Source organism: Rudanella lutea DSM 19387 (assembly GCF_000383955.1).
In the GTDB taxonomy this organism is placed as follows: Bacteria; Bacteroidota; Bacteroidia; order Cytophagales; family Spirosomataceae; genus Rudanella; species Rudanella lutea.
Genome location: NZ_KB913013.1, coordinates 5,797,495 through 5,823,912 on the forward strand (window position 1 = coordinate 5,797,495; position 26,418 = coordinate 5,823,912).

The 26,418-nt window shown below is 50.0% G+C and carries 28 protein-coding genes; 23 read left to right on the plus strand and 5 right to left on the minus strand.

Annotation, left to right across the window (positions count from 1 at the left end; all coding sequences use genetic code 11):
- The first annotated feature begins 467 nt into the window (after positions 1–467).
- Positions 468–1,451, plus strand: coding sequence for a replication initiation protein (locus RUDLU_RS0123805; protein ID WP_019990954.1), 984 nt, complete (start codon positions 468–470; stop codon positions 1,449–1,451).
- Positions 1,452–1,469: 18 nt separating this feature from the next.
- Here the strand turns inward: RUDLU_RS0123805 and RUDLU_RS0123810 are convergent, their stop codons facing one another.
- Entirely contained in the window at positions 1,470–1,823 is a 354-nt protein-coding gene (locus tag RUDLU_RS0123810; RefSeq protein ID WP_019990955.1) for a hypothetical protein, read from the minus strand.
- Between the two features lie 177 nt (positions 1,824–2,000).
- Here RUDLU_RS0123810 and RUDLU_RS0123815 point away from each other — a divergent pair, with 177 nt between their 5' ends.
- The 10 genes from RUDLU_RS0123815 to RUDLU_RS0123860 all read left to right on the plus strand — a co-directional run bounded on the left by RUDLU_RS0123815 (position 2,001) and on the right by RUDLU_RS0123860 (position 10,518).
- On the plus strand, positions 2,001–2,387 hold the full coding sequence (locus RUDLU_RS0123815) for a hypothetical protein (RefSeq protein WP_019990956.1): 387 nt from the start codon (positions 2,001–2,003) through the stop codon (positions 2,385–2,387).
- A gap of 13 nt (positions 2,388–2,400) precedes the next feature.
- Positions 2,401–3,369: a site-specific integrase gene (locus RUDLU_RS0123820; protein WP_027303345.1), complete on the plus strand. Its 969-nt coding sequence runs from the start codon at positions 2,401–2,403 to the stop codon at positions 3,367–3,369.
- Positions 3,370–3,448: 79 nt separating this feature from the next.
- A complete protein-coding gene (locus RUDLU_RS0123825) occupies positions 3,449–3,793 on the plus strand; it encodes a hypothetical protein (protein WP_245581711.1) in 345 nt (114 codons plus the stop codon).
- Between the two features lie 35 nt (positions 3,794–3,828).
- Entirely contained in the window at positions 3,829–4,407 is a 579-nt protein-coding gene (locus tag RUDLU_RS0123830; RefSeq protein WP_019990959.1) for a hypothetical protein, read from the plus strand.
- Between the two features lie 25 nt (positions 4,408–4,432).
- Entirely contained in the window at positions 4,433–4,891 is a 459-nt protein-coding gene (locus RUDLU_RS0123835; RefSeq protein WP_019990960.1) for a hypothetical protein, read from the plus strand.
- A 207-nt stretch (positions 4,892–5,098) separates the two neighbouring features.
- Entirely contained in the window at positions 5,099–6,781 is a 1,683-nt protein-coding gene (locus RUDLU_RS0123840; RefSeq protein ID WP_019990961.1) for a DNA methyltransferase, read from the plus strand.
- 90 nt (positions 6,782–6,871) lie between these two features.
- Entirely contained in the window at positions 6,872–7,969 is a 1,098-nt protein-coding gene (locus tag RUDLU_RS0123845) for an ISAs1 family transposase (protein ID WP_169578073.1), read from the plus strand.
- A gap of 18 nt (positions 7,970–7,987) precedes the next feature.
- Complete coding sequence (locus tag RUDLU_RS28055) at positions 7,988–9,151, plus strand: type IIL restriction-modification enzyme MmeI (protein WP_342663163.1); 1,164 nt, start codon at positions 7,988–7,990, stop codon at positions 9,149–9,151.
- 29 nt (positions 9,152–9,180) lie between these two features.
- Entirely contained in the window at positions 9,181–10,089 is a 909-nt protein-coding gene (locus tag RUDLU_RS0123855; protein WP_019990964.1) for a hypothetical protein, read from the plus strand.
- Between the two features lie 30 nt (positions 10,090–10,119).
- On the plus strand, positions 10,120–10,518 hold the full coding sequence (locus RUDLU_RS0123860) for a hypothetical protein (protein ID WP_019990965.1): 399 nt from the start codon (positions 10,120–10,122) through the stop codon (positions 10,516–10,518).
- A gap of 33 nt (positions 10,519–10,551) precedes the next feature.
- Here RUDLU_RS0123860 and RUDLU_RS28060 read toward each other — a convergent pair whose 3' ends face one another.
- Entirely contained in the window at positions 10,552–11,541 is a 990-nt protein-coding gene (locus tag RUDLU_RS28060) for an IS110 family RNA-guided transposase (RefSeq protein WP_019990966.1), read from the minus strand.
- A gap of 250 nt (positions 11,542–11,791) precedes the next feature.
- Between RUDLU_RS28060 and RUDLU_RS29785 the strand changes: the two genes are divergently transcribed.
- From RUDLU_RS29785 to RUDLU_RS0123900, 6 genes are all read left to right on the plus strand, one after another.
- Positions 11,792–13,414 carry a hypothetical protein gene (locus tag RUDLU_RS29785; protein WP_157580381.1) on the plus strand — a complete coding sequence of 541 codons (1,623 nt, stop codon included), beginning with the start codon at positions 11,792–11,794 and terminating at the stop codon, positions 13,412–13,414.
- Positions 13,415–13,505: 91 nt separating this feature from the next.
- A complete protein-coding gene (locus RUDLU_RS0123880) occupies positions 13,506–14,723 on the plus strand; it encodes a dsDNA nuclease domain-containing protein (protein WP_019990970.1) in 1,218 nt (405 codons plus the stop codon).
- A 5-nt stretch (positions 14,724–14,728) separates the two neighbouring features.
- Positions 14,729–15,286, plus strand: coding sequence for a hypothetical protein (locus RUDLU_RS0123885; protein WP_044130804.1), 558 nt, complete (start codon positions 14,729–14,731; stop codon positions 15,284–15,286).
- Complete coding sequence (locus tag RUDLU_RS0123890) at positions 15,283–17,235, plus strand: AAA family ATPase (RefSeq protein ID WP_019990972.1); 1,953 nt, start codon at positions 15,283–15,285, stop codon at positions 17,233–17,235. The genes RUDLU_RS0123885 and RUDLU_RS0123890 overlap by 4 nt, the downstream gene beginning before the upstream one ends.
- A 158-nt stretch (positions 17,236–17,393) precedes the next feature.
- Entirely contained in the window at positions 17,394–18,173 is a 780-nt protein-coding gene (locus RUDLU_RS0123895; RefSeq protein WP_019990973.1) for a DUF6577 family protein, read from the plus strand.
- Between the two features lies 1 nt (position 18,174).
- Positions 18,175–19,218, plus strand: coding sequence for a nucleotidyl transferase AbiEii/AbiGii toxin family protein (locus RUDLU_RS0123900; protein WP_019990974.1), 1,044 nt, complete (start codon positions 18,175–18,177; stop codon positions 19,216–19,218).
- Here RUDLU_RS0123900 and RUDLU_RS0123905 read toward each other — a convergent pair.
- From RUDLU_RS0123905 to RUDLU_RS0123915, 3 genes are all read right to left on the minus strand, one after another.
- Complete coding sequence (locus RUDLU_RS0123905; RefSeq protein WP_019990975.1) at positions 19,215–19,493, minus strand: hypothetical protein; 279 nt, start codon at positions 19,491–19,493, stop codon at positions 19,215–19,217. The two genes, RUDLU_RS0123900 and RUDLU_RS0123905, sit on opposite strands and share 4 nt — an antisense overlap.
- A gap of 12 nt (positions 19,494–19,505) precedes the next feature.
- Complete coding sequence (locus RUDLU_RS0123910) at positions 19,506–20,102, minus strand: ParA family protein (protein WP_019990976.1); 597 nt, start codon at positions 20,100–20,102, stop codon at positions 19,506–19,508.
- A gap of 166 nt (positions 20,103–20,268) precedes the next feature.
- Positions 20,269–20,865, minus strand: coding sequence for a hypothetical protein (locus tag RUDLU_RS0123915; protein WP_083940632.1), 597 nt, complete (start codon positions 20,863–20,865; stop codon positions 20,269–20,271).
- Positions 20,866–21,111: 246 nt separating this feature from the next.
- Between RUDLU_RS0123915 and RUDLU_RS29395 the strand changes: the two genes are divergently transcribed.
- The 6 genes from RUDLU_RS29395 to RUDLU_RS0123945 are packed head-to-tail and all read left to right on the plus strand — an operon-like array spanning position 21,112 to position 26,402.
- Complete coding sequence (locus tag RUDLU_RS29395; protein WP_019990978.1) at positions 21,112–21,450, plus strand: DUF4134 domain-containing protein; 339 nt, start codon at positions 21,112–21,114, stop codon at positions 21,448–21,450.
- Between the two features lie 13 nt (positions 21,451–21,463).
- Positions 21,464–21,988 (plus strand): DUF4134 family protein, encoded by a 525-nt coding sequence (locus tag RUDLU_RS0123925; protein WP_019990979.1) that lies wholly within the window; start codon positions 21,464–21,466, stop codon positions 21,986–21,988.
- Entirely contained in the window at positions 21,985–22,437 is a 453-nt protein-coding gene (locus RUDLU_RS0123930; protein ID WP_019990980.1) for a DUF4134 family protein, read from the plus strand. Before RUDLU_RS0123925 ends, RUDLU_RS0123930 begins: the two co-directional genes overlap by 4 nt.
- Positions 22,434–22,772, plus strand: a complete 339-nt coding sequence (locus RUDLU_RS0123935) for a DUF4133 domain-containing protein (protein WP_019990981.1) — start codon at positions 22,434–22,436, stop codon at positions 22,770–22,772. Before RUDLU_RS0123930 ends, RUDLU_RS0123935 begins: the two co-directional genes overlap by 4 nt.
- Positions 22,769–25,357: a TraG family conjugative transposon ATPase gene (locus RUDLU_RS0123940; protein ID WP_019990982.1), complete on the plus strand. Its 2,589-nt coding sequence runs from the start codon at positions 22,769–22,771 to the stop codon at positions 25,355–25,357. Before RUDLU_RS0123935 ends, RUDLU_RS0123940 begins: the two co-directional genes overlap by 4 nt.
- Before the next feature lie 40 nt (positions 25,358–25,397).
- Positions 25,398–26,402 carry a hypothetical protein gene (locus RUDLU_RS0123945; protein ID WP_019990983.1) on the plus strand — a complete coding sequence of 335 codons (1,005 nt, stop codon included), beginning with the start codon at positions 25,398–25,400 and terminating at the stop codon, positions 26,400–26,402.
- The last annotated feature ends 16 nt before the right edge of the window (positions 26,403–26,418 follow it).

Genomic DNA, 26,418 nt, shown 5'->3' on the forward strand with positions numbered 1-26,418 from the left:
GATAATAGTAGCTGTGGATAAACTTTTGCTAAACTCCTCTGGATCAGTAATTAGTAGTGTGTATAAGTGGTACATTGGCAATGTATTAGAGTAGTTCGGCAATAGATTAGAGTAAAAGGGCAATAAATAAAAGTCAACATTGGGGGGTAAAGGCAATAGATCTAAGTTAGATCGGCAATGGATTAGAGTCGGAAGGGCAATGAATTAGAGTAGAAGGGCAATGAAATAGAGTAATGGCATAATCAAGCACCAAATACCTGCCAGTGTGAAAGTGTTAAGCAAGAAAAAAACGACATAAATGTTTAATTTTTTAAATATATTTTTAACGCTAAAGCACTTAATAATCAATGACTTAACCATGATAAGGCAATAAAAATAAGTAATGAAGCTAATTCCGTCAATTGATCACAGGCAAGGAATTGTCTTCAAAAATTGCTTTTCTCGCTTTCTTCGTTCTACTTAGGCCCATGAATGATGAAATTGTTATCCGCGAACCCCTAACTCTGTTGCTGGGGCGTTCCGAATTTTCGCTGCATGAACGTCGGCTTTACTGGAACATTCTGAAAGCCCTGAAGGGAGAGCAGACGTTTGATGTGAAATCTTACCGAGTTGAGGATCGACAATTTCGGATTCATTATTCGGATGTTTTTGTAGGCGAAAACTCCCACGCCCAGACGAACGTCATCCTCAAAATCCTGGATCGGGTTACCTCTCGTAAGATTAAGATATTTGACCAGGATCGGGGCAAGTACACGTTCATCGTCCCCATTCCGTATATTCACTACGAGTCGCATAAGGGGTATTTTGACATCGTTGTCAACTCGATGGTTCTGCCCTATTTTATCGACCTGAGCAAAGGCTATTCACAATATGAACTGAGCGCGGCTGTATCGCTTAGTAGTGAATACTCCCAACTCCTTTTTCCTCGACTGACCCGCTTTATCGATACCGGCTTGTGGCGCGTCGAGGTAACCGAACTGCGGGAGCTGCTCAATGCACAAAAGTATGTTCGTTACTCCAACTTCAAGCAGATGGTACTCTCCAATGCCATTTCAGAGATCAACCGAAAGACGTACCTCGACATTGTCATTACCGAGCAAAAAGAGGGGCGGGCTGTGAAATGGATCAATTTTATTATTCGCCGAAAGGGTAAGACCAGTCCCAAAGCGACGTACTACGCGCTCGTCAACAAAGATTTGCAGAAAGCCAGCGAACTATCCTTTGCTGATAAGCAGAAGAAGGCGGAGGAGTTCCTTTACAATTATCAATTTACCGATAGTCAGAAGAAAACTATTCTTAGTAGCGAGCAGTACCTCAATGAGTTTCTGCGTTTGGATAGTATGGTGACTCACGGAGCGGTTACGGTGGCCACGACGCCCACGCGCTACATAGCTGGTATACTGTTTAAAGACCCGTCAGGCCCTAAATCAAAGAAGCGGAAGAGCAACTAACCCGCTTACCTGCGAAGACTACACGTTAATGGCTTGTAAAATCTGCTCAAACTCATCGTTGGGCAGGTTACGCCAGTCTGGGTTACGGGCCGTGGTGCCATCCCAGGTAAATGTGACGAGGTCGAATGACTCGCCGTAGGGCTTTGGCCGCTGACTTTCTGGATAATGCTCGACAAATAGCAAGCGCACTGGATCGAGTTTGCAGCGATTGACTACTTCGGTAGCAATCAACTCTGCTGCGTTGGTCACGCTCATGCCCACGCCCGTCTCGGAAGCGATCACCAACGGAATGTCCCGGTAAACGGTAATGAAGCAGGTGCTGGGAAAGCGGTTGGGTGCTTTGTATTCAAGGGTGAACTGTTCTTTATTCATGTTGCTCGGTGTAAAGCCCTCCGTTAAAGAGAAAAATGAACGTAGCGTTTACATGCCTCAAGATAACCACACGAATTCTTACATACAAGGTATTGGGTAACTTTTATGTCCGATAAACTTTTCTTATCGGACGTAATGATTTATTAGTAAACTTGCAAGATTGTAAGCCAATTCATTATGAACAGTGATCCCGATCTGGTATGGTCACCAGCCGCCCGATTGACCTTCGAGCGAATGCCCGCCGACGTGCAGGCCGCGTTGCTTGAGGAACTGCCCCGCATGGCCGAGCGATACCGCCCAATCTACCACCAGAACCGACCCACTCACCTTAACAGCGTGGGAACCATCACGCATATGCAAGTACCGGAGTGGAATTTCTGGTTGCGGATAGATACAGGCTATTTAGAGGATGACGGCGAGCCAGACGGTCCGTCGCCACGGCTGTTCGTTAACGAGTTAGATGAACTTACCGAGGCTGAGGTGGACTCGTCTGTAGCCGCAGCCAGAGCGGGTACGTTCCGAACCGATACCACTGGCAAACAGCATATGCTACCTAACCTGTAACGTTGATTCCAGAATGAACACCAGCCTTATATCGACTAAAAGCGACTCGACTTCTGTCCACTCACGCCCAACGCAGGAGGAACTGGCCGCCAAGACGGCGACCTTCTTGCAGAAGGGCCTGGAAGGAGCCGCCAATACCCGTAAAGCCTACCGGGCAGACATTGCCGGGCTGGAAAGCTGGCTACAGGAAAACGGCATGGGCGTTCTGCCTATTGGCCCTGCTCCGCTGGCCGCTTACCTGTCTGATCTGGCCGGGCACCAGAAATGGGCAACCATCAGCCGAAAGCTGGCGGCCATCCGCAAGTGGCACCGGCTACGTAAACACCCGGACCCCGGACACGATGAAGCAGTCCGGTTGGTGATGGAAGGCATCAAACGGAGCATTGGCACCGAGCCGCAGCAGGCTCCTGCTTTTGAAATAGATTCCTATAAACAATCGGTTCGGGCTATACCTCCTACACCGACGGGCCTGCGCGACCGGGCGATGCTACTGGTCTGTTTTGCCGGTGCCTTTCGCCGGTCGGAGTTGGTCGCTTTGGATATCGAGAGTGTTCAGTTTACCCGGCAGGGAGCGGTGTTGAGCTACCGGGGGAGCAAGACCAATCAACACGGTCACACCGAACAGAAAGCCCTCTTCTTCAGCCCAGACCCGGAGACCTGCCCGGTACGGGCCTTGCAGGATTATCTGTCGTTACTAAGTCGTACGACGGGTCCGTTGTTTATTCGCATCCGCAAAGGCGAGCAGATTACAGATGAACGACTTTCGGATAAGCAGGTGGCCCGCGTCACGAAACAGTATCTGGGCGAAGACTACTCGGCGCACTCGCACCGGGCCTCCTTCGTCACCATCGCCAAGCTCAACGGGGCCGACGATTCGCAGATTATGCAACAGACTAAACACCGGACCCGCGCTATGATCGACCGCTACACACGGGTGCAGGAAGTGGTCAAACACAATGCGGCCATGAAGTTAGGATTATAGCTGTCAATGCCTTTTTATACCAATGACGACCGAAACGCTGGGCCAAGATGAATCGGCACTACCAGGGCTACTGCGACGGATGATCGAAGATATCAAAGAGCCGGATTGCTACTATTGGCTCCACACGAACTACTTCGACATCGTGCAACCCACCGATAGAACCGTAACCCGATGGTGCCAGGCTCCCCTGTTCCTCGACTATGATGCATTATGGCATCCAGCTTTTGAGGAAGATGCCATCCTGATCGACGTTATTTTACGTAATCAGCTACCGGCTGTTCACGAGCGAATCCGTATCGAATACGGGCAAATCTGGTCGCTGCAACGCTTGTACAAGAGTCAAAGCACATCCTCTGAATCGGAACGGATGCTTTATCATAACTCGGCCAAATTACGAATGCCGCCTGTAGACGGAGACGACTAACTGGCTTACATCACACTAAAATTTACAACCTAAAAATGTACAAATCTCCCGTAAAACCTATTCCACTTGATGACATCTTTCAATTTATCCAATGCTACAGGGCGTTAGAGCAAATGCCTCTGGAAGACGGCTTTGCTCATTTAAGGGCTATCTCACCTGTTGTATTGGGCGAGGATGAACAGGCCATGAAAGACCTTTGTCAGCATTTTCGTAACCATTGGTATAGCAAACAGCGCCACTTTGGCTCGTTTTACTTGAACCTGCCTCATTATCGCCAAATTAACCTGCTCCATTTTTGGGACATTCGTGATTGGCAGGACGAAGAATACGTGGGTACGGCACTACGAAATCTTGTCTTTCGGCTGACAGGTCGCCCTCCCGCCAAAGCATTGCAACTGCATCAATTGCTTAAATTCTTTGAGAACTACGGCATCAACGAACAACTTACCGAGCAGATAAGATTGACTGAGTTGCCTGACGAGGATAAGAGGTTTGGTAATTCAGCTAATTGGGGCGATTACATCTTGTCGCTGACCAATCCTGAACCTCTACTTCGTCAACTTATTGAGCATGAAGATGAAGCCGGATACGATTTTGGCATACCTCTTTTTTAATTAGAAATAGCAAGATCAATTCAGTATGCGCCATCCTATTGAAAAATACAATCAGATACAGGCCGAGCAATTAGCCCATTTTGCCCCGGAAGAGCGTGAGTTCTGGGCGCGGCAATATCGGATCGGTAACGCAGCCTACTGCTATCAGTATCAATTCAACAACGTAGCTGGCCTAACCGAGCACAGTACCGTCAACGTACCGGAAGATTTGGCCGAATGGCTGGAAGGACAATTGACCGCCAAACAGGAAAGTCGAACAGCAGACGAATTGCTTCAAATCTATTTTGAAGAATATCTGAGTGGTTTACCCAATGAGCGGATTCGCGAGGGCGAACGAACCAGAGGGTTGGGAGAAGCTAAACGGAGTTGGCCATTCCGGCGGTACGTGTTAGAACGAAATGACTTTGGGATGGACGAATTTATGCGTCTGAACCTAAGCGAGGAGGATTACGCGTATTATAAATGGTCCAGTGAACCACTTTGAGCTATTTAAGGACACTAAGTTCTGTGAAGCATTAGACGAGGTGGTTAAAGTACTCCGCCAACGACAGCTCGAGGTTTCGTCTGGCTATTTTTATCCCTGATAACAAATCGGTCGGTGTATTTACGGCGGAATCAGAGCCTACGAAAGAGCATTAATGTAATTTTACTATTTTAGGTTTTCACTTACTAAACATCCCCCTGCTTGGTAATGGCCCTTAGCTGGACTGAAATTAAAGACCGCGCCCTACGTTTCGCCAACGAATGGAAAACAGAAGCATCAGAAGATGCCGAAGCTAAATCGTTTTGGGACGACTTCTTCAACGTATTCGGCGTATCGCGCCGACGGTTGGCCCAATTTGAAAAAGCAGTCGAGCGGCCGGGTCGGAGCAAAGGCTTCGTCGATCTATTCTGGCCAGGCACATTGGTAGTCGAACACAAGTCGCGGGGACGTAGCTTAGATGATGCATACAAACAAGCGGTCGATTACTTCATCGGGCTGAAAGATCATGAACTGCCTCGTTACGTTCTGGTGTCGGATTTCGCCCGTTTCAGGCTCTACGACTTGGAAGAGAAATCGACAGTGGGTAGTGAACGTACCTACCACGAAATACCACTGGCCGAGCTGCACCAACACGTCAAGGAGTTCGGCTTCATGCTGGGTTATCAGAAACGTACATACAAAGAAGAGGACCCAGTCAACATCAAGGCGGCTCAGATGATGGGTAGCCTGCACGACAAACTTAAAGAGGTTGGTTACGAGGGGCACACGCTCGAAGTGTATCTGGTTCGGTTACTGTTCTGCCTATTTGCCGATGACACCAGTATCTTCGAAAAGGGCATCTTCCAGGACTACCTGGCGCAGAACACCCGCGAAGACGGCTTCGATCTGGGGCAGCAGATGGCTATGATGTTTCAGGTGCTCAACTCGCCCACCGACAAACGACCAAAGAACTTAGACGATGCCCTGGCGCAGTTTCCTTACGTCAACGGTAAGCTATTCGCGGAGAACCTGACGATTCCTACGTTCGACCGGGAGATGCGGCAAATTCTGCTCGACTGCTGCGGGTTGGATTGGGGACGTATCTCGCCGGCAATCTTCGGTTCGCTGTTCCAGTCGGTCATGAACCCGGTCGAACGGCGCAACCTGGGGGCGCACTATACCTCGGAGAAGAATATCCTCAAGGTTATCAAGCCGCTGTTTCTGGATGAACTGTGGCTGGAGTTCCAAAGTGTACAAAATGACCGCAAGAAGCTGACGGCTTTCCACAAGAAATTGTCGGGCCTGCGGTTTCTGGACCCGGCTTGTGGCTGCGGCAACTTCCTAATCATTACGTATCGCGAATTGCGGATGCTGGAAGTCGAGGTTATCAAGGCGTTGCAGAAAGGACAGCAGTACGTGAGCGTTAACGACCTTGTGATCGTGGACGTGGACCGATTCTACGGCATCGAATACGAGGAATTCCCAGCGCAGATCGCCCAGGTGGCCATGTGGCTCATCGACCACCAGATGAATATGCGGATATCCGAAGAATTCGGGCAATACTACATCCGGCTACCGCTCCGCAAGTCGGCGACCATCGTGCACGGCAACGCCCTCCGCACTGACTGGCAATCACTTCTGCCTAAACCTAAAGAAGGGGAAGAGCCAATCCGTTACAGCTACATCGTGGGGAATCCGCCTTTCATTGGTTCACGTTATACTTCCGATTTGCAAAAACAGGAGCTAAAAGAAATTTTTGTAGGGGTTGATGGGTCCGGAATACTTGACTACGTATCAGGCTGGTATCTGAAAGCAGCGCAATACATTCATCAGATTGAATCAAAAACTGCGTTTGTTTCAACAAACTCGATCACTCAAGGTGTAGGGCTTTTTCATAAAAGTAGGGATTGAGCGACCTTTGTGTTTTTTCTCCGACCAAAGAGATTCTTCACCTATGATTGCCCAATCCCAAAAAACGAAGTTAGCCGCTACTGCCAGTTTTTGCAAAATCACCTGCCAGATAGCCGCGACAATCGAGGCAAACGCCATGACTTAGCCTTTGTGCTGACTGGATTGCTGTGGGCCTTACTGCGCTCAGGAGGCCAGCTAAGTCTGAGTAAGTTACACCGTTGGCTGGTACGCGAACACGACTGGTTAGTCAAGCAAACTGGACAAGCTAGCAGAAAGCCCATTTCTGATCCACAACTTCGGCGGGTGCTGGCAGGCTTGGACTATACCTGTTATAATACGCTTAACGCGCAGTTTTTTAACTGGTCACAAACCCAAACTGGGGTGTGGTACAGTGTGGATGGCAAAGAACTACGCGGCAGCATCGACTCAGTAGGCGGCCAAAAGCGCGGCCAGGCGATCGTGCAGTTAGTGTGCCATGAAGATAGCCAAGCTCAGTTGATGGGCTATTATGAAGGGGACAAAGAGTCGGAACGCAAGGTGGTCGCTGCTTACTTTAAAGCACTACCCGTGAGTGCGTTAGCAGGTCGTCGTTTTACACTGGATGCCTTGCACCTCACACCTGAGTTGTTGACTTGGCTGCATGGCGGAGGGAGTGGTTATTTAGTCGGAGCAAAAGCCAATCAGGCCCAGTTGCTGGGGCAACTTACGGCCTGGTCCAATCAGGCTGCCATCACTCAATCCATGGAATGGACCAAAGCTCATGGCCGTCTGGAAAAGCGGTCGTATCGGCTCTACCCCTTGCCGAGTTGGTTGCTGGAAGAGCGGTGGCAAGGGGCGGGTTTGTGCACGCTAATTGTGGTGGAACGCCACACTACGCGCTTGAAGGACGGTCAGATCAGGCAAGAGCAGGCCTATTTTGTGAGTAATCTGCCGCATACGGATACAGGCCTATGTCGAGCGATTCGCGAGCATTGGGTGATTGAAGCCGATCACCATGTGCGGGATACGACTGCTGGCGAAGATGGGCTGCGTTGTGGGCATGGGGCTCGGCTTCGGACGGTATCGAGCCTGTTAACGGTTGGGATCAACTTACTGCGTGCTGAAGATCGAAGGGGCAACCTGCGAGCCTACTGGGAAGACTGCACGGCCAGTCGAGAGCGGGCAATGGCTTGTTGGAAACCCAGTTAATCGTTTTATGAAAAAGCCCTGACTCAAGGTGAACAAGTTGGAGTATTGTGGGGAGAAATGTTGAGGAAGTATAATATCAAAATTCATTTCGCCCATCAAACATTCAAGTGGAATAATGAGGCTAAAGGTAATGCGGCTGTGTACTGCGTTATCATCGGTTTTGCAGGTTATGACACTACTGTCAAACATCTGTACCACTATGACGATATCAAAGGCGACCCAACAGTACTAACCGTAAAAAATATCAATCCGTATTTGGTTGAGGGAAACGACGTTATCATTTCCCGTCGGCAAAAACCGCTTTGTGCTGTACCTGAAATAGGTATTGGTAATCAGCCAATTGATGGTGGAAACTATCTTTTCACAACCGAAAAAAAGGAACTGTTCATTATACAGGAACCACAATCGAAAAAATGGTTTCGCCGGTGGTTAGGTTCTGATGAGTTTATCAACGGTTATGAGCGATGGTGTCTTTGGTTGGGCGACTGTCCGCCTGGCGAACTCAGACAAATGCCGGAAGCAATGAAACGGGTGCAAGCTGTTCGTTCAATGCGTTCTGCAAGTAGTAGGGCATCTACAAAGAAGCTTGCAAATACACCGACAAGATTTCAAGTAGAAAACATGCCAAAGAGCAGCTACCTAATTGTTCCTGAAGTTTCTTCAGAACGTAGGCGCTATATTCCGATTGGCTACGAAAGCCCCGAAACGCTTTCCAGCAATCTGGTCAAGATTGTACCGAATGCCAGTTTATTTCATTTCGGCGTGCTGACTTCAGAGATGCACATGACGTGGGTACGTTACGTGTGTGGCCGGTTAAAAAGCGACTACCGATACTCAAAAGACATCGTTTACAACAACTTCCCGTGGCCACAGTCGCCGACCGACAAGCAGGTTAAAGACGTAGAAGCAGCCGCGCAGAAGGTACTCGACGTGCGGGCCTCATTTGTTGGCAGTAGCCTGGCCGATCTCTACGATCCGCTGACCATGCCGCCCGCGCTGGTCAAAGCACACCAGGACCTCGACCGGGCCGTCGACCAATGCTACCGCAAGCAAGCTTTCACTAACGAGACCCGCCGGATCGAGTATCTGTTCGAGTTATACGATCAGTATACGGCTCCGCTCGTAGCTGCGGCAGGAGTAGGCGGGAAGAAAAAGTCTAAAACAGTTAAAAGCCTTGTATAAATCAATTAATCCGTAATCAATAAAGCACTATGATTGTTGATCCAAAACTGTTTTTCAAAACTTATCTCAAAAACTACCATAGGCATAAGGCAATTTATTTGAAAGAGTTGCTCGACAACCTGAGCCGGTATGAAGATGCCATATTGACCACCGATCATCTTCATGAAAACCGGGCGGAGTTACAGCTTACGCTCCGTAGCGATCTTCGGCAGACCTACTTCCACGCAATAGAAACCTTTTTTGAATTGTTCTTCGCTCTAAAGCCTATAAACGGCCACCTCCAGGACGACCAATCGGTAATGGTCAGACTCACGAATGCAAAATGGCAGGACAACTATAAAATGATTCGGGATATAGCCGAAAACGACGCTGCTTTGAATTTTCTGGACGAGCAAATCACCTTCCAAGGGCACACAATCAGCGCAGCCCACTATTTATTCTATCCCTGTATCTCCCCAACCGGTAAGTTACCAGAGGATCTTTTTAAGCACATCCGGGAAAGCCTTGACGCGGCAAAATACGGGATTCGCATGATCGCGTCGGACTTCATTGACCGCGAGGAATACAACGCTTATAAACATGGTCTTCGGTTAATACCGGCTTCGCAGAAGCTGATGCTGGCAGACCCGGAGACAATGGAAGTCCGCATCGAGTGGGACATTAGTCAGTCAATGTCGTACTACGTAAAAGCTAAGAAGCCGGGCAGTGTGCGAATTGAAACGAAACTGTTTGATTCGGAGCGTGACTTTAAAATGACCCTTTTCTGCGCAAATCTCATCTACAACATGGTTTACTACCGTCAGGTGATGATGTACAAACCTGACGACGAAACCACCCATTTTGCCATTCACTTCTTCGATAAAGAAGGGATTGAAGACTGCGAGAAAATCAACGTATCCATTCAGAATCTTGTTTTTTCTTTTGAGCAGACCGATTAATTGGTGCTAACACCGTAACTAATTCCGATCATGGCAAAATCATTTCTAAACGGGCTGTTCAGTCTTATTTTAGGCCAAGCCGAAGATAAAGCCCGTTCCGTGTCAGAAGAATACCTGACAACCGGCCGTCAGGGGCGTTCAACGACCCTAAAGATTCGGCACTCAGTCGAGACTATCTTAGAGAAACACCGGTACGCCAAGATTGGCAAGACCGTACAACCTGCCAAACGGTTCCAGGCAACTGACTACCGGGAGTATCAGACGATGTATCTGGTGTATAAGACGAGCAGCGATGCGTTCATTTGCCACTACGAGTCCTACTTCATCAAGGCATTTGCCCAGCGGCTCGATAACAAGCACGAAAACAGTACCGGTCGCCTGGCACAGATCAACGGCATGAACTACCTGTACGTTGTAGTAGCGGATTAAACCCGCGCTTTAACTATGAACTGTGTTAACGAGTCAAGCATTTGGCAAAGAAAATTTTGTCGGCCGCTCGGCGGTCCGATTGTAATCTTTCTCAAAGCTCCTCCCTGATTTAGCAATGGCGAAGGCCTGTTTGAGCAACTTGTTAGCGACCGCCATCAATGCCTGACGCTTGGCTTTACCCTTCTGCAACAGCCGCTCATACAAGGCTTTGGCGGGCGCATTGAAGCGCATGGCTGACCAGGTAGCCATATAAATGGCTTTGCGAACACGGGCGGTGCCCATCTTGCAGATGCGGGCCGGGCGGTTGATCGACTTGCCCGACTGGTGAATCCGCGGAGCCAGCCCCACATAGGCAATAAGCTGTTTGGCTGTGGCGAAGCCCGCAAAGCCCTGAGTCAAGCCGATGAGCAGCATCGCTGTCTTGGGGCCGATACCGGGAATAGTTTGTAGGCGTTCAAACAGATCGCCATGATGTTGTTCAACCAGCCGACGCAATTCGGTCTCCAACTTGTCGATTTGGGTTTGTAACTGGGTCAGCATCGTTGTCAGCCCTGCATCGACTAAGTCAGTTTTGACCACTTGCCGCTGTTGTTGCTGGGCAAAATTATCCAGTGAACGGTACTGCTTGTTGAACTGATTGAGCAGGGCGAAGAGTTGGCGAATCTGTTGACTATGAGTTGGTTGTGGTTGCCAAAGAGGTGGTCTCATCTGCTGACCGTACGCCGACAGCAACCGAGCATCGGCGGCATCGGTTTTAGCCCGGCGTAATTGCATGGCCCCGTAGTGGTTTAGGCTCAGGGGGTTGATGACCGAAACAGGGATGCCCTGCTGATGGAGGAAACTGGCCAGTCCTAACGAGTAAACACCGGTATACTCCAGGATACAATGGGCCTGGGGCGGCAACAGGGTCTGTAGTTTTTGCCAGCCTGTTTCGTCGTTGGTCAGGGCAGCATGGGCCTGATCAGGCCAGTAAGCGTCAAACGTATCTTTGGCCATGTCCAGGCCCACATAAATCGTTTCCATGAGCGAACTGATAACGAATTGATTAAAGGTGACGAGTCTGCTGCAGGGCCCTATCAATCTTGAAAGCAAGCTCGAAGCCTACGCGGCCCGGCCCATTGAACTGTTCAAGGTTTACAACAAAGTGACAGCCGGGACTTACATAGTTTACAGTCTTGGTGGACCAATGAAAACGAATAGTCTTGATCCGGCTGTCGATCAACCCGTCGGTTGAGGTCTTGACCAAACAAAATTTGCTTTAGACAAACTTAAGATGGAAAACAAGCAGCGTGAGGAAACGCAATATGCCAAAAACATAAAGGGGGAAGAGTTTCATATTTCTGAGGTAGAACGGGGCCGTAAGGGGTACTACTGCATCGACTGTGAAGGGGAGATGGTAGCCTGCCACAGCGATTATGATAGAAGCTGGTACTTCAGGCATCACGTTACCGACGTCAAGATCGAACGCAAATGCACGTTCTCAAACGAAACCTACCGGCACCGAATCGCTAAAGATATCCTACAGCGCATCAAGCAAATCAAGGTGCCGGCCATTGACAAATACGCGCCCAAAGGCACAGACGGTATGATGCGGCTGAAAGAAGCCCAAGTAATTCATGGCCATACAGTCGGCATCGAATACCAATTTTATGAAGATGAAGCCGGCCAAATTCGGTGGATGAGCAAACCAGATTGGGAAAGAACCGAGCCATCCAAGAAGAAGCGGCACATCATCCAGCCCGACGTAACCTTCTTCGACCATCATGGAAAGCCAATTCTGTTCGTCGAAATAGTCGCCACACACAAACCCGATGAAGAAAAGCTACTGAAGTTAGAGCGGCTGTGCATCGACACTGTATCTGTCACTATACCCAAGGAGTCGGCCACGGCCATTGAACAGATTTTTTACCATACCGACCGGACCAAATGGCTTTACAATCATGAAGAACGAACCGCTCGATACGTATCAGTTTCCGGTAGAAATACAAAAGAGGTACCACCGATTGATCAACTCCAAAGACGACTTCTTGAGGAGTCTGTCAACTGCCGAGCGACGGAGATTGGAAACCTTATACGCGCAATTGAACGCTGCCTGGAAAGTGAACAATACCGAGCAGTTGAGCAGCACCTTAACGCGGAAATATCACGCGTTACGGACATCGCAGCACGAGCTGAGCAACAACTGCTCAGCCTTCAGGCATCGCACCAGAAACGACTTGAAAAAACGGTTCGTGGCCGCTTACTCCCACTTGCAAAAGCGGCAAGAAGAGTGTCGTCGGCGGAGCGAGCAGTTAAAGCAAGACGTAAGAACCTGGAAAGCCGATATCATAAAAAAAGATATGAACTGGTCCGCGCAGAAGCGGAATATCGACCGGACTGCCAGGACGAACTTGAGCGAATTGCAAAGAATCTCGTCGAACTTGGAGCAGGAGACGGCTCGATACCAGAACGCCAAGAACAACTTGCAGCAGAAACAGCAAGAACTGACGAACGAATTGGAGAAGCAAAACGAGCAACAGCAGAAGTTCTACGACGAACAGAAGCGTTGCCAGATGAATTCCGACAAGCTGAGGTTAGCATGGTCCAAACGTATCGCCAGCAAAAAAAGGCTGTCGGAACAGATTTTAGACGACAAGCGCAGGCAGATGAAGAAGCTGACGGACGAGTACGAGCGGAGCTTAGAGAACGACACGAAGGCTACCGAAGAGCAGTGGCTAAAGCAGTTACGCGAGCAGATGGCGAACGAACTGAGCGACTGTCACCTCGAATTATTGAACTGGTTAAGGCAAGGGGACTTATCGTCGATACATCGCCGAAGTACGCTACTTTCCAAAGAATCCGAACAGCTTACGAGGCTCTTAAATCAGGGACTTATAAGAGTTGGCATCAGCCTTGATAGCTTTTTAGCAATGTCAGATGCGCAAGAGCACGTTGCAGGCTCGTAACCTGTAAGCAGCTATCCTATCACTTGAAATCTAACCTTTTTGATGAGCGGACTTATACGACAGTTCGACCACTCCGATCCTGGTGACGAGACCCTCCGAAACTTCCGTTATCAGTTCGGGTATGGTGCCATTTTGTTGCTAGCTGCCCTCCGAAGCGAAAAAGACTACGTTTCGATGTGGTGTGAGCATTTTGAAGACATGGTCTGCGAACGGGTCGATGGCCTATTCGACTGTTATCAAATCAAAACCAGTACACCCGAAAACGGCCATTTGCGATTAACTACCGATTCGGTTAGAAAGTCAATTAAGCGATTCGTTGCTTTGCAAAGTCGATTCGGAGACGACATAGCGACGATGTTTATCGTCTCCAACACGGAGTTTTTGGATACTGAGCAGGCAGATAAAATTACCGCTTGTCCGGGTCGTCTGCTGGGAGCGATACGTGCTGCGGCCAAAGTTGATGGCATAGATACCGTGTTCATGCAGGCGTTTAATGCCCTGAAGAATTATTGTGAATGCGATGCCGATAGTTTGTTTACCACGCTTAAAAAAGTGGATCTGTGCGTTGGCCCCAGCCGCCAAAGTTTCGAGACAGACATCGCCCACACCCACGTACCCAGGGTGAAAGGATGTGAGAATTGTACCCCCAATACGCTGTCCGCAATTGTAGATGATCTGGTCGGCAAAGTATTCCGAGCTTCTTCGTTAAAAATTGGCGATCCCGACGTGCACCTGCACACCTATTTCAGTCGCACCGAGATCGACCCCCGCCTGTTGGGGAAGCGTATCTTCATCGAGGAGGCCGACTCAATCATTAAAAAACACACCGCCAGCCACTTTAGGTACGTGCAGGGGTCTGGGTCGCTGGTCGTCGCCGATGGCAATCGCGACCTTACAAAATTGGCTAAAAAGCTTTCTAAGGGTGGTCTTGATGACTACATCGCTACGATGCAGCGCAAAGCACTGGCCACCGAAAAACGCTTACTCGAAGCCCCTCCAGAAAAGCTTTCCGACCTTATTGACCAATTAGAAAGCGTAGTCCAAGGCGAGTGTGACGAAGCTCATTTGGAAGCTAAGTATGACGATAGACCAACCGGTGAGATAATGCTGAGGACTGTTCATAAACGTCTTCGGACAATAGCCGAGCAGCGGCCTGCCGATGTGTTCGGGGAACCTTATGATACATTGGTCGGCTTTGCTGGCTTATTAACCAGCGATTGTAAAGTGTGGTGGAGTGAGAAGTTTGATATCAATCTGTGATGGCTATGAGTCTACGTTTACTAAAAGCAGCGGCCACCACTGAAAACATGGACGATTTTCACCTAAGTCGGCTTCTGCTCCTGCTCAGAGCGTTCGATACACCCAGAAAACGGCACAGTATCCAGGGCATTATGAAGCTGGCTAAGTTCGATTTTCTGTTGCGTTATCCTACCTGCCTGAAACGAGCATTGGAGTTCGTTGAAAAAAGCGAAGAATTAGCCCAGTTAGGGGATTTTGAAACGCTTAGTGTAGAAGCAAAAATGATTCGGTTTCGATATGGCCCGTGGGATGGACGGTACCGACGTTGGATTGGTCTTTTGGCTGCGAGAGGATTAGTCGAAACTTACCTCGAGAAAAATACCATCTATGTCACGATTACTGACAAAGGCAAGGCTGTTGCCGACCTTTTTAGTCAGGAGGAAGAATTTCAACTGATTGCACAGCGCAGCCAACTGATCTACAAGCATTTCAATAAATTATCCGCTACCGGTATTAAAGATTTTATCTACTCGGTTTTCCCAGAGATAAAGACGATTAAATGGGGCGATGAAATACAGCTATGAAGTTTTTCTTAGACGCACTAACCCTACGTTTCAAACTCTCAACTGAGGTTATCGAGTTTAGCCGGTTATCTTACTTCTACGGCCAAATGGGGGCTGGCAAATCCAGTATTGCCCGCTTGGTCGACTATTGCTTAGGAGGAAGATTAGATCTCACACCAGCCTTTCAGCAGGAATTTGTGAGTGCTGGCTTAACACTACATATTAATAATAAACCTGTATTCATCTATCGTCAGCGTGGCTCCGATCAAGTAGAGGTTTCGTGGGGCGAGCCAGGAAGCGAAAGCACCCTCTTCTTACCGACTCGTGCTGCGAATGGCGAAGTATTGGCAGAAACGGGCGTAGAAAATCTCTCTGACCTGATTTTCCACATTGCTGGTGTTGTCCCGCCACGTGTCCGAAAAAGTAAATTATCTGAAGACAGTGAGCTAATACGGCTCAGTTTAAGGGATTATCTATGGTATTGTTACCTTGACCAGGATACCATCGACAGTGCCTTCTTCCACTTAGAAGCCGAAGCGCACACCCAGAAACGGCTAAAAAGCAGGGATGTGATGCGGTCAATTCTTGGCTACCACCAAGAGACCGTTGCCCAGTTGGAAGCTGAACTACTTCGGGTACGTGAATCAAAGAACACCTTTCGTTCGGCTGCCAAACTTCTAAAAGAGACATTGACTGACAACGACGTTACGTCCCAGGAAGAAATAAAGGAAAAAGTAGCTGCGTTAACCAAAAACTTAAGCGATGTAAAAAAGCACATTAATATGCTACGGGCTGACATTCAACGGCAAAACGTACCACACATCGTTGACAGCTTAAAAGAAGATGGCAGACGATTGTCATTAGAGCTGGAAAAAACAAAGGACGCAATCCAAGCCGTCAACAAACTTATTGATGACAACACGGCCCATCTGAATGAGATTAAATCACTGAAAATTAAGTTTCTGCGGGGAGTGTCAGCCCGTTACGTATTAAGTAACGTACAGTTCGAGTCTTGCCCTCGATGCACCCAAACCCTCCCGGCGCGACCAGTGAACATCTGCCCTGTATGCAATCAGGAGGAGCCTTCAGTAGAAACCAGTAAAACGGATGCATCGCTGATCCAGAAGGACGCAGATTCAAGAATTAGTGAACTGTCCGAGATTATCGAAAATTATGAACTCCAAGTACGTCGGCTATACACGTATCAAGATGAACAAATAACCGCTAAACGGCTCATTGACAGAAAGATTATTGATGAGATGAACCGGTACGATTCTGCCTATCTGGCCTCTGTCTTAGAGTATGAACGTCGTAGTATTGAAATAGAACAGAGTATCAAGGAATTTACCCGAACGCTTCAACTTTTCAAGAGGGTGGATGAACAGCAGGCCCGTGCGAACCAATTGGAGGTTAGAGAGAAGAACATTCGTGAACAGCTAAAGGAAGCGCGCATTGCAGCCGAAAAGGATATACAAAACATTCGCAAGTTGGAGCGATACTTTCTGGAGTATCTTATCAAAGCGGGCGTTCCAGGAATTCGGATCGAGGACAAAGTCCAAATCTCAACATCAACCTTTCTACCTTTGGTAGCTCCTGAGGGCGGTGACGATGTTGCGGTCACGTCTTTCAGCAACTTAAGCAGCGGGGGCAAAAAAGTACTTTTTAAATGTTGCTATGCTCTGGCAATACATCGGTTAGCGATTGAAACGAATGCCTCACTTCCTACTTTTCTCATTATTGACTCGCCTATGAAAAACATTAGTGAACGCGAGAACGCAGAGGTATTTCGTCAGTTTCATGATCTGGTGTATGACCTGGCCGCAACGGACCTAATTCAAACGCAATTTATTTTGATTGATAAAGAGTATTGTGAACCTGATGAAACCCTTCAGCTATCTGTCTCACAGCGGCATATGACCCCCGATAATGATGACTACCCTCCACTGATCAAGTATTACAGAGGGCATTAGTACGGTGTGATGCGTAGGGCTTTGACCATACCGAAACGTAGTTTAAGTAGAAGCTGAAGCATCGGTAGTCCTCTTTATTTACACAATTCGCTAAAGCGAGGTTCTGACACCAGAATTACTGAATTTCTTTCCCAAATTCTGGCAAAATCCCCATATATTTGCCAGAATTTGGAACAAAGCTGTTGTCGCACGAACTTATCCATACGGCCCTACGTAAGCAGTTTGGCAAGCAAGAAGCCATTCCCAAAGTCGCCTTGATTGACTTTCTCAGGGAACACTCCGGCAATGCCAAGCCCTCAACGCTCGCCTGGCGGCTACACGAGTTGACGCAGGCAGGAATTCTGACTCGAATCGGATACGGTCAGTATCAACTGAATGATCGCCCGATCTATGGGCCTGACCTATCGCCTACCCTTCGCAAAATAGGCGACCGCGTTAAAGCGGAATTACCTTTTACGACTTGCTGCGTTTGGGATACTCGGATACTGGCCGATTTCATGATTCAGCAACCGATGAGCTTTCTACAACTCATTGAAGTGAACAAGGAAGCCGTTTCGTCGGTCTATCAACTTCTGCAGGAACAGCCCGTGCGGATTGACCGAAAAAATCCGGCAGTGTACCGCTATGACGATTGGCTACTGCTCAGTCAACGCGGGCTACCGTCGCCGAACCCGATCATTGTCAAACCGCTGATCACCGAGGCCCCTGTACAGCAACAGAACAAGTACACAACAGCACCCTTAGAGAAGGTTCTTGTCGACTTGATAGCTGATAGTGAGTTGTTTTTTGCTTATCAGGAGGAGCTACCCTATATCTTTCAAACAGCTTTTGCCAAATTCATCATTAACCGCGACAAGCTTCGGCGCTACGCCCGGCGACGCAACCGGGTGGACATGTTGGAGCAACTGTTGCGCCAAGTACTACCTACCAGACACTAACATGATTCTTGAAGAAACCTTTACCCGCGACTGGCTGGTCGCCGTTGCCAAACGTTTCCCGAAAAACGTCGATCTGAAACTGTTGGAGAAAGTGGTTTGGGCGTTGAAGTTGCTGGAACAACTTCAGCTACAAGGTTTATCGTTTGTTTTTAAGGGAGGTACGTCGCTCGTGCTTCACTTTGAGCAGCCACGTCGGTTTTCCATTGACGTGGACATCATCATGCCTGATCCACCGGCGAATCTCACCGACTATTTTGACGCGATTGTGGGTAACGGTGCTTTTTTGAAATGGGAAGATGATTCGCTACGAGCTTCCCATGCAGGGGTGCCGGTGGGGCACTTCAAATTTTATTATACGAGTGCGGTCGATCCGCAACACACCCTCGAACCCATTCTGCTGGATATTCTTTTCGCAGAAGCCAACTACCCTCACATCGTTCAGAAGGCCATACAGCATCCCTGGATACGTACAGGTGAACCGCTCACAGTTGTGCGACTCCCTGACACCGATAGTTTGTTGGGTGATAAATTAACGGCTTTTGCTCCGAATACAACGGGCATACTCTACACCAAACAGCGTCCTGCCGAAATCATCAAACAGCTTTTCGATGTAGGGTTGTTATTTGACGTGGTCACCGATCTGCGGATAGTTGAGCAGTCTTTCAATCATACGGCTCAGGAAGAGATTGCTTACCGTCGGCTAAACATCACCCCGACCGATGTGCTGACCGATGTAGCAGACACGGCCATGTTGATTACAAGACGGGATGACAAAGACTACCGCTTTATCCAATTGCAAGAAGGGATTCGGCGGCTGGCCAGTTTTGCCATTGGAACGTTTACTATCGAAGGGGCTATTCTGGCTGGGGCGAAAGCGGCCTATATTAGCAGACTACTGTCTGAAGGAGCTACAGCGTTACGTCGCTATAAACAACCAGGCGACATTACCGACTGGCAGCTTTCCGACCCTACAGTGAATCGACTCAACAAGTTAAAAAAGTCGCAACCGGAAGCGTTTTATTACTGGTATCTGGCTCTTGCCTAAGCCCGCCCTTTCACATACGTTTCCAAAGCCTCGCGCACGATGTCGCGTATCTCAATGTCTTCTTCGACCGAAATCCGGCGAATGGCTTTGTGTAGGGCTTTGGGGACTTTCGTATTAAGCTGAACCAGATCATCGACGGGTGCCGCGCTTGGCTTAGCCGTTGCTCTCGGTTCAGATGTCGTAACGGGGTTTACTTCCTGAATAGGAGCTTTGGGCGGTTCGTTTTTCAGCTTATCAGCCAGGCGGGCCTGCCGTTCTTTAAGGGTCTCTGCCATGATGTCGCGTGGTTAGAGTTGTTCAATGATTTCATCGGCCAGGTCGGCCATTTCCTCGTGGGCTTTGCTGTCTTCCAACTGCACAATCCCCCCGGCAATGACCGACCGAATGTAGCTGACCCGTTCATGAATACGGGTTTTCAATGTCGGAATCGGGTAGGCATCCAAAATGTCCTTGATCTCCCGGTTCATCGACGTGCGGGGCTTCACCATGTTCAGCACGATGCCGGCGCGTAGGTTGGGGTAAGCCTGCTGCGTCTCCTGGAGCAGTGCCATCGTTGCTTTCAGTGCCATCGCATCAAGGTAGCTGACCTTCGTTGGCACCAGGACAAAATCAGAAACGGAGAACAGTTCGGAGAGCTTGCTGGTCAGATACGGGGGCGTGTCGATCAGCAGCACGTCTAACTCAGGATAGTTGCCTTCCTGAAGAGCCTCGTAACTGATGAGGGTGATACCATCGAGAAGCGTATCCAACCCCTGTACGCTGCCTTGCAAGTCGGTATCAACGATACCCACCCGCTTGATATCTTTCAGGTAAAAGGCCAGATTCAGAGCCAATGTGGTCTTACCCACTCCGCCTTTCTGATGCGCTACAGTGATGATTTTCATGATAAAGTCACCGGGTCAGTTGTAGCAGCAAAAATGGAAAAAAAAGTGAAATAGTCAGCTATCCAGATAGCCTAAAAATAGAAAAGTAGTTAACTATTTGACTACTCAGCTTATAATCAACGAGTTTTTATGCCGCTTGTAATGTTTAGCGACAGCCAGAAGCTACCTAATTAACCAGAGATAGAACCCGTTCAACAGTGAAAATACCCACGACGCGCTGGGTTGTTGAGAAAATATCAGACGCTTTCACCGGAGTGTACTGTCCAGCCTTGGGCGTACCAATCACAAATTGATAAAGCGTAATCGGAAACGAATAGGTAATCTGCTTACCACCCGCCCCGCCAACGTTGCGATCAATCAACGTCATGGCGTTGTAGTCGGTGAGAATGTCTTTCTTGATGGTAAAGTACGTGCCTCCACCTGATTTCGCATCTACGGCATATGTACCCAGGTCGAGCTGATCGTACCGCCCGGCGGTACCGTCGCCTGTCAGTGAAAACTGTACTGAATCACCTTTAGCCTGCACCTCCACCATATAGCCACTGCCTTTGATCTGTCCCCGGCTTTCGGTGTAGCCATTATCCAACTGAAGCCGGACACAGGTATAGCTGCCACTGAGCCGAACGGCGGGAGTAGCAGACTGCTCATTTTGAACATCGGCAGTTGATGGAGCGTCGGTGTGGGAAGGTGAGCAACTCAGTAGGAAACTAAAGAGGACAACGAGAGCAAGTAAGGCTGAAAAGCGATTTAGTAAAGTAAGCATATTGGATAAACAGGATAAAGCTGTATGTAAAGGTACGACTGTTTCCAAATTATATGAAATGACCACTGTGACGTAAATTTTAAAGCAGTACCCTTGTTCAATTGACAAAGAATAACATACTGAATATAAGGGTAAACAAAATTTTATAAATAAAATTTTGTTTATTTTTATTTAATTAATTAAACATTTATATAATCTTTGCAGGGTCATCTGGCCGGAGACAGAACCTTTCAAAACATACGTTATATGAAACGAATCAACGCCGTAGGGCGCGTAGTACTCCTCGCTGCCTTAACGACAACCACAACGTTTGCCCAGACCGTAGACCAAACCAAAGGGATTGGAGCCGGCGTTCAGGTGCTCACGCAGACGACCAGAGACCTACAAGAATACTTCCGGCCAATGACCACCGTCATGTACGTGATCGCGGCCATCGTCGGGATTTTTGGGGCCTTTCGCATTTACTCCAAAATGCAGGCGGGGGACCAAGACGTACAAAAGTCAGCCGTCAACTGGGGCGGCTCGGTACTGTTCCTGCTGGCCTTTGCTGCCATTCTGCAAGCCGTGTTCTTCCAGAACGTATAAACGTGCGCCAAGCATGAATCAACTTAAAACAGGCCTTTTGCTGGGCTGCTGCCTGATGGCTTACGCGGGCATGGCGCAGGACGTAAACCTAAATGGCAGTGTGGCCACGCACGTAGGTATTGACTCGCAGTTTACCAATCCAATCCTAAGCCGGATGCCTACGTTTCTCAAATTCGTTTGGGCGGTGTGCGGCCTGATGGCCCTAATTGGAGGATTGCGTATCTATGCGCGGGTGCAGGCCGGTACGGGCGATTTTGCTTTAGAAACCTGGCGGTTAGCGTCAGCCGTGATTGGTATAGGGGTTGTTGCTCTGTTTCTGCAAGGATGGGTGAGCTACCGGATGCCTGGCGTTACGGCGGCTCGCTTCGGTATCGACAAAGTGCTGTTTCGGGGCGGTGAAGACAACTCCGAGGTGACCGATACGGCACCGGGTAACGTAGCGGCTACTCCGTACCTGCCCGGTCAGGATGCGCGCCTGGACTCGATTCGCAACTATTACCGCACAGCGTCTGACTCACTGCGCGAGCACACTCGATGATTCTGCTATACGACGAATTTCAGGCCTACGGTCAGATCAAATCCATTGGTTTATGGCTCTGCGCGTTGGCCGCCGTGATAGCGGGGTTCCGCATTTACCAGACCTGGAACCGGGGCGAAGATGTCGAAGGGCCGTTGGTACTGTGGCTGACCAGTATCGCCTTCTGTGGCGGTGCGGTCTATGGGGTAGATCGCTTCATTCTGAGCGGTGCGTTCTCGTCTTCGTTCGGGGGAAGCGATTACCTCGCCCAGCAATACACGCAGTCGATGGCCATTGAGGGCAACCGGGCGGCTCTGCTACTGGGCATTGTGGTGGCGATCATCGGCCTGATTCGGGTGTTCCAGAAGTTTCGGCGGGGCGACGACGACCTCTACGAATTCATGTTCAAGTGGTTTGGCTCATTGGCTTTCCTGTTCCTGATGAGTTCCATTATCTCAGCCATGCTATGAAGTCTTATTCTATTTACCGTGGAGTCGATAACGAAATTGAGTTTCGGGGCCTGCGCGGGCAACACTTTTACTACGCAGCCGCCGGGCTGATTGCCTCCGTCTTCGTGACGCTGTTCAGCTACATCGTGGGCCTACCCATTTTATTGGCTATTCTGCTGCTGGCTCTGGGGGCGGGGGGTACGTTGACCTGGTGCTTTACCCAACAAGGCCGTTACGGTCGGTGGGGAGCCATGAAGCAAAAGGTGCAGCGGCTCAAGCCCTCGTTTGTGTGCCAATACCAATCATTCAACCGGCTGGTGCCCGTGCGCCAGCACACGACCCGTAAAGCACGATGAAGAAAAAGAAGGCACTTACTGACCTCTTCCCGATTCTCTGCATCGACGGGCCGACGGGGTTTATCGTATCCAAAAACGCCGACATCACGATGGCGTTCGAGTTGCAGGCACCAGAAATCTTCGCGGTATCCGATACCGAATACGACGCGTTGCACGATGTACTTGTTCGCGCGGCTAAGGTGCTGCCTGTGGGCTATATGGTGCATAAACAAGACCTGTTCATCGAAGACGTATATACACCTGCGTTCGAGAGCGAGTTTTTGCGCTCGTCTAACTACATGGTGTGGGAAAACGAGCGGCATTTCAGCGACCGGCCGTACCTGCGCCACCGTTGTTATCTATACGTGACGCGCCCGGCGACCCCTCCCCTAAAGCGCACGAGCGGGCAGTCGTCGCTACTCAAGCGACACCTGGTGCCAAAGGAAATGCAGGAAAGCCGCACGTGGGCGGAATTTGGCGACGTAGTGAATCAGTTTGCGGCCATCGTTCAGGATTCGGGCAAGATGAAACTGCATCGGCTAACGCCTAACGAACTCCTCGACAATGGTGAACAAACGGGGCTGTTTCAACGCTACTTTTCGCTGTCATTAGACGACCCGACGCTGCACGACATCGACCTGACGGACGGGCTGACGGTAGCCGGGCAACGTACCTACACCTACACGCTGTCGGAGTTGGACGACTTCCCTAATGAGGTGTACAACTCCGCCCGGCTGGAGCAGTTTTCGACCGATAGCAGCCACTTCCCCATTTCGACCGGTTCGGCACTGGGGATGCTGCTGCCTTTCAATCACATCTACAACCAGGTACTACTGATTGAGGACGGCCACGCGCTGACGAATCAATTGGTGAAAGAAGTAAAGCGGCATACGTCGTTTGCGGCCTGGTCGAAGGAAAACGAGGTGAGTATTCGCTCGAAGGATGCGTTTATGGATGAGGTTAAAGACCGGAACCGGCGGGTGGTGCGGGCGCATTACAACGTGCTGGTGTTTCACCGCGACCCCGATGTGGCCGATACCTACCGTTCACAAACGGCTGCGGCTATCTCGAAACTGGGTTTCAAGCCGAAACTGGCCAGCCACGATGCGGAGACGCTGTTCTGGTCGTGTATCCCCGGCAACATCGCCGAGATTGGGGCGGATAACTTAGCGACCTGTTTTCTGGAAGAAGCCACCGCGCTTTGGAACACGGAGACCAACTATCGGGATGATTTCTTTTGCAAGAACGGGCTACTGCTCACCGACCGCTTTGGTCGCCCGTGCATGGTGGACCCGTTCTTTGGGCCGATGGAGCGGGGCATCATCGCCAACCGCAACTTCATGGTCGTCGGACCGTCGGGGTCGGGTAAGTCGTTTACCATGAACAACATGGTGTTCTACCTCCTCAGCCACGGGATGCACATCAGCTTAGTCGATGTAGGCGGCTCCTATAAACGGCTCTGTGCGCTCATGGGGGGCCGGTACGTCACCTACGAACCCGACAATCCGATTGAGTTCAACCCCTTCTACAGCCGGGATTTGGACCCCGACGAGGAGACGAAGGACGCGCTGGCTAACCTGTTGATGGCCCTCTGGAAGAAAGACGGTGAACCCGCTACAAAAGCCGAGGAAGTGACCATCGCTAACATCGTGCACGAGTATTACGGAGCCATGCGCCGGGCGCGGGAAGCGGGTGACGAGCCGTTCACCTGCTTCGATAGTTTCTATGAGTTTACGCGGGATACGTACCCGGCCATTTTCGCCCGGAACATGGGGTCGGAGCGGGAGTTCAATCTGAACAATTTTCTGTACGTGCTTCGCCCGTTTCACGCCGACAACCAGTATGGTTACCTGCTCAACTCACGTCGGAACATCGACCTGATGGAACTGCCCTTTGTGGTATATGAGTTGGATAACATCAAAGACCACCCCGTCTTGTTTCCCATCACCACCATCATGATTATGAACACCTACGTGCGTAAGCTATTCAGTGTCAAGGGTGTGTTGAAGATGCTGATCATCGAAGAAGCGTGGAAAGCGTTGGCGAAGGAAAACTTCGCGCACTTCCTCCGCTGGTGCTCGAAAACGGTACGGAAGCATTTGGGGTCGCTGGGTGTGGTAACGCAGGAGGTGGATGATCTTGTTGGTAATCCGATTGTCAAGGATGCCATTATCAACAATTCGCCCATCAAGTTTCTGCTGGACCACCAGAACTACGAAAAGCGGTTTCCCGAAATCATGCAGACGTTGTCGTTGTCGGAAAAACAGGCGGATATCATTCTGAGCATCAACAAAGGCAAAGACCCGAACCGCCCGCCCTACAACGATCTGGCCTTGCTGCTGGGTGACTATTGTAAGGTGTACGGGCTGGAAGTCAGCCGCACCGCCTACGGTACGTTCACCACCGAGCGGTCGGAGGTAGAACAGATAAACGAACTGGCGAAAGTGGCTTACGGCAATGATTTAGAGTCGGCTGTAAAGGGCTGGGCGCGGGGCGAACGGGCCGGGGGCTACCTGCCCGTCAATGCGCAGGGCGTACCGATGCTCCATCCCAACGGACGGGCACCCAAGCCGGTGAACGGGGCCACGCATTACTCAAAGCCGTAGCCCCGAACAGACCAACACATTTTTTACAACAAACCAACCGATGCAAACCAACCGACTTATGCGGGTGGCCGGGCTACTGCTTTGCCTGTGCCTGGTCCCTCCCGCCCTTCAGGCTCAGTTTGTGGTGAGCGACCCCATCCATACGGCGGTATCGAACCTGATGTCGCTGATTCAGAAACCGTCTTTTAAAACGATGGTGGATGCTATCGAGAAGCTGAAGAAGGTGAAAGGGGCCGTGCAGAGCTACCATCGGGGTCAGCAACTGATTCAGACCGTGCAGCAGACCACCCGGACGCTGCAAAGTATGTCGACCGTCATCAGCAAAGACGGGCATATTTACCCGGCGGAGTACGCGCTAATTGCCGACGACCTGAGTTCGATGGGTACCCACGCCAATGATATTCTGAAAGATATGCGGCAGGGGTCATCGCAGAACCTCTTCGAGATGAACGATCAGGGCCGGATTGAGTGGATTTTCCGGGCCTACGAGAGTGCCAAGAAGTTTCAGGGATTGGTGAACAACTACTATTACAAGGTGCGGGGGCTATCGCTGCGCCGGGTACGTTCACAAAAAGACTGGCAGATGACCAGCCGTCTGTACGCGATGGCCGAGCCAACCCTGAACAAACAGGGCAGCTACCAGGAGGTGCAGTTCATGCTGGGCGAGAAAGGGTATGACGACGATTACACCGACCGCAGCAAATCGGCTCTTGACGAAGAAACCATCGCGCAGCAGCAACGGCAGAAGCAGGCCGAGATCGACCGGAAAACAGCCCTGATGCAGGAGTGCCAGGACCGGCTTCAGATTGCTGACTTGCAGGGAGAACAGCAGGCATTCGCCGAGATGAAGTTTCTGTACCCGCCCTATTTCGATCCCGAAAAGAAAGGCAAACCAAACGGATACGTTGACCCCCACGACGGGCATATCATCTCCGATGAGGAGTTCGGGATTCTGGTACGCATTCGCGGCCGACAGATAGCCGCCGACAAACGGGCCGCCATTCAGCGCGAGTGCCAGGAAAAGATGAACAGCAGCGGAGGATAAGCGACTGACTTAGAAG

Excerpts from the sequence above, each read along its gene's own strand:
- RUDLU_RS0123805 (WP_019990954.1), top strand. The coding sequence starts at position 468 with ATGAATGATGAAATTGTTATCCGCGAACCCCTAACTCTGTTGCTGGGG.
- RUDLU_RS0123810 (WP_019990955.1), bottom strand. The coding sequence starts at position 1,823 with ATGAATAAAGAACAGTTCACCCTTGAATACAAAGCACCCAACCGCTTT.
- RUDLU_RS0123815 (WP_019990956.1), top strand. The coding sequence starts at position 2,001 with ATGAACAGTGATCCCGATCTGGTATGGTCACCAGCCGCCCGATTGACC.
- RUDLU_RS0123820 (WP_027303345.1), top strand. The coding sequence starts at position 2,401 with ATGAACACCAGCCTTATATCGACTAAAAGCGACTCGACTTCTGTCCAC.
- RUDLU_RS0123825 (WP_245581711.1), top strand. The coding sequence starts at position 3,449 with ATGATCGAAGATATCAAAGAGCCGGATTGCTACTATTGGCTCCACACG.
- RUDLU_RS0123830 (WP_019990959.1), top strand. The coding sequence starts at position 3,829 with ATGTACAAATCTCCCGTAAAACCTATTCCACTTGATGACATCTTTCAA.
- RUDLU_RS0123835 (WP_019990960.1), top strand. The coding sequence starts at position 4,433 with ATGCGCCATCCTATTGAAAAATACAATCAGATACAGGCCGAGCAATTA.
- RUDLU_RS0123840 (WP_019990961.1), top strand. The coding sequence starts at position 5,099 with ATGGCCCTTAGCTGGACTGAAATTAAAGACCGCGCCCTACGTTTCGCC.
- RUDLU_RS0123855 (WP_019990964.1), top strand. The coding sequence starts at position 9,181 with ATGATTGTTGATCCAAAACTGTTTTTCAAAACTTATCTCAAAAACTAC.
- RUDLU_RS0123860 (WP_019990965.1), top strand. The coding sequence starts at position 10,120 with ATGGCAAAATCATTTCTAAACGGGCTGTTCAGTCTTATTTTAGGCCAA.
- RUDLU_RS28060 (WP_019990966.1), bottom strand. The coding sequence starts at position 11,541 with ATGGAAACGATTTATGTGGGCCTGGACATGGCCAAAGATACGTTTGAC.
- RUDLU_RS29785 (WP_157580381.1), top strand. The coding sequence starts at position 11,792 with ATGGAAAACAAGCAGCGTGAGGAAACGCAATATGCCAAAAACATAAAG.
- RUDLU_RS0123880 (WP_019990970.1), top strand. The coding sequence starts at position 13,506 with ATGAGCGGACTTATACGACAGTTCGACCACTCCGATCCTGGTGACGAG.
- RUDLU_RS0123885 (WP_044130804.1), top strand. The coding sequence starts at position 14,729 with ATGAGTCTACGTTTACTAAAAGCAGCGGCCACCACTGAAAACATGGAC.
- RUDLU_RS0123890 (WP_019990972.1), top strand. The coding sequence starts at position 15,283 with ATGAAGTTTTTCTTAGACGCACTAACCCTACGTTTCAAACTCTCAACT.
- RUDLU_RS0123900 (WP_019990974.1), top strand. The coding sequence starts at position 18,175 with ATGATTCTTGAAGAAACCTTTACCCGCGACTGGCTGGTCGCCGTTGCC.
- RUDLU_RS0123905 (WP_019990975.1), bottom strand. The coding sequence starts at position 19,493 with ATGGCAGAGACCCTTAAAGAACGGCAGGCCCGCCTGGCTGATAAGCTG.
- RUDLU_RS0123910 (WP_019990976.1), bottom strand. The coding sequence starts at position 20,102 with ATGAAAATCATCACTGTAGCGCATCAGAAAGGCGGAGTGGGTAAGACC.
- RUDLU_RS0123915 (WP_083940632.1), bottom strand. The coding sequence starts at position 20,865 with ATGCTTACTTTACTAAATCGCTTTTCAGCCTTACTTGCTCTCGTTGTC.
- RUDLU_RS29395 (WP_019990978.1), top strand. The coding sequence starts at position 21,112 with ATGAAACGAATCAACGCCGTAGGGCGCGTAGTACTCCTCGCTGCCTTA.
- RUDLU_RS0123925 (WP_019990979.1), top strand. The coding sequence starts at position 21,464 with ATGAATCAACTTAAAACAGGCCTTTTGCTGGGCTGCTGCCTGATGGCT.
- RUDLU_RS0123930 (WP_019990980.1), top strand. The coding sequence starts at position 21,985 with ATGATTCTGCTATACGACGAATTTCAGGCCTACGGTCAGATCAAATCC.
- RUDLU_RS0123935 (WP_019990981.1), top strand. The coding sequence starts at position 22,434 with ATGAAGTCTTATTCTATTTACCGTGGAGTCGATAACGAAATTGAGTTT.
- RUDLU_RS0123940 (WP_019990982.1), top strand. The coding sequence starts at position 22,769 with ATGAAGAAAAAGAAGGCACTTACTGACCTCTTCCCGATTCTCTGCATC.
- RUDLU_RS0123945 (WP_019990983.1), top strand. The coding sequence starts at position 25,398 with ATGCAAACCAACCGACTTATGCGGGTGGCCGGGCTACTGCTTTGCCTG.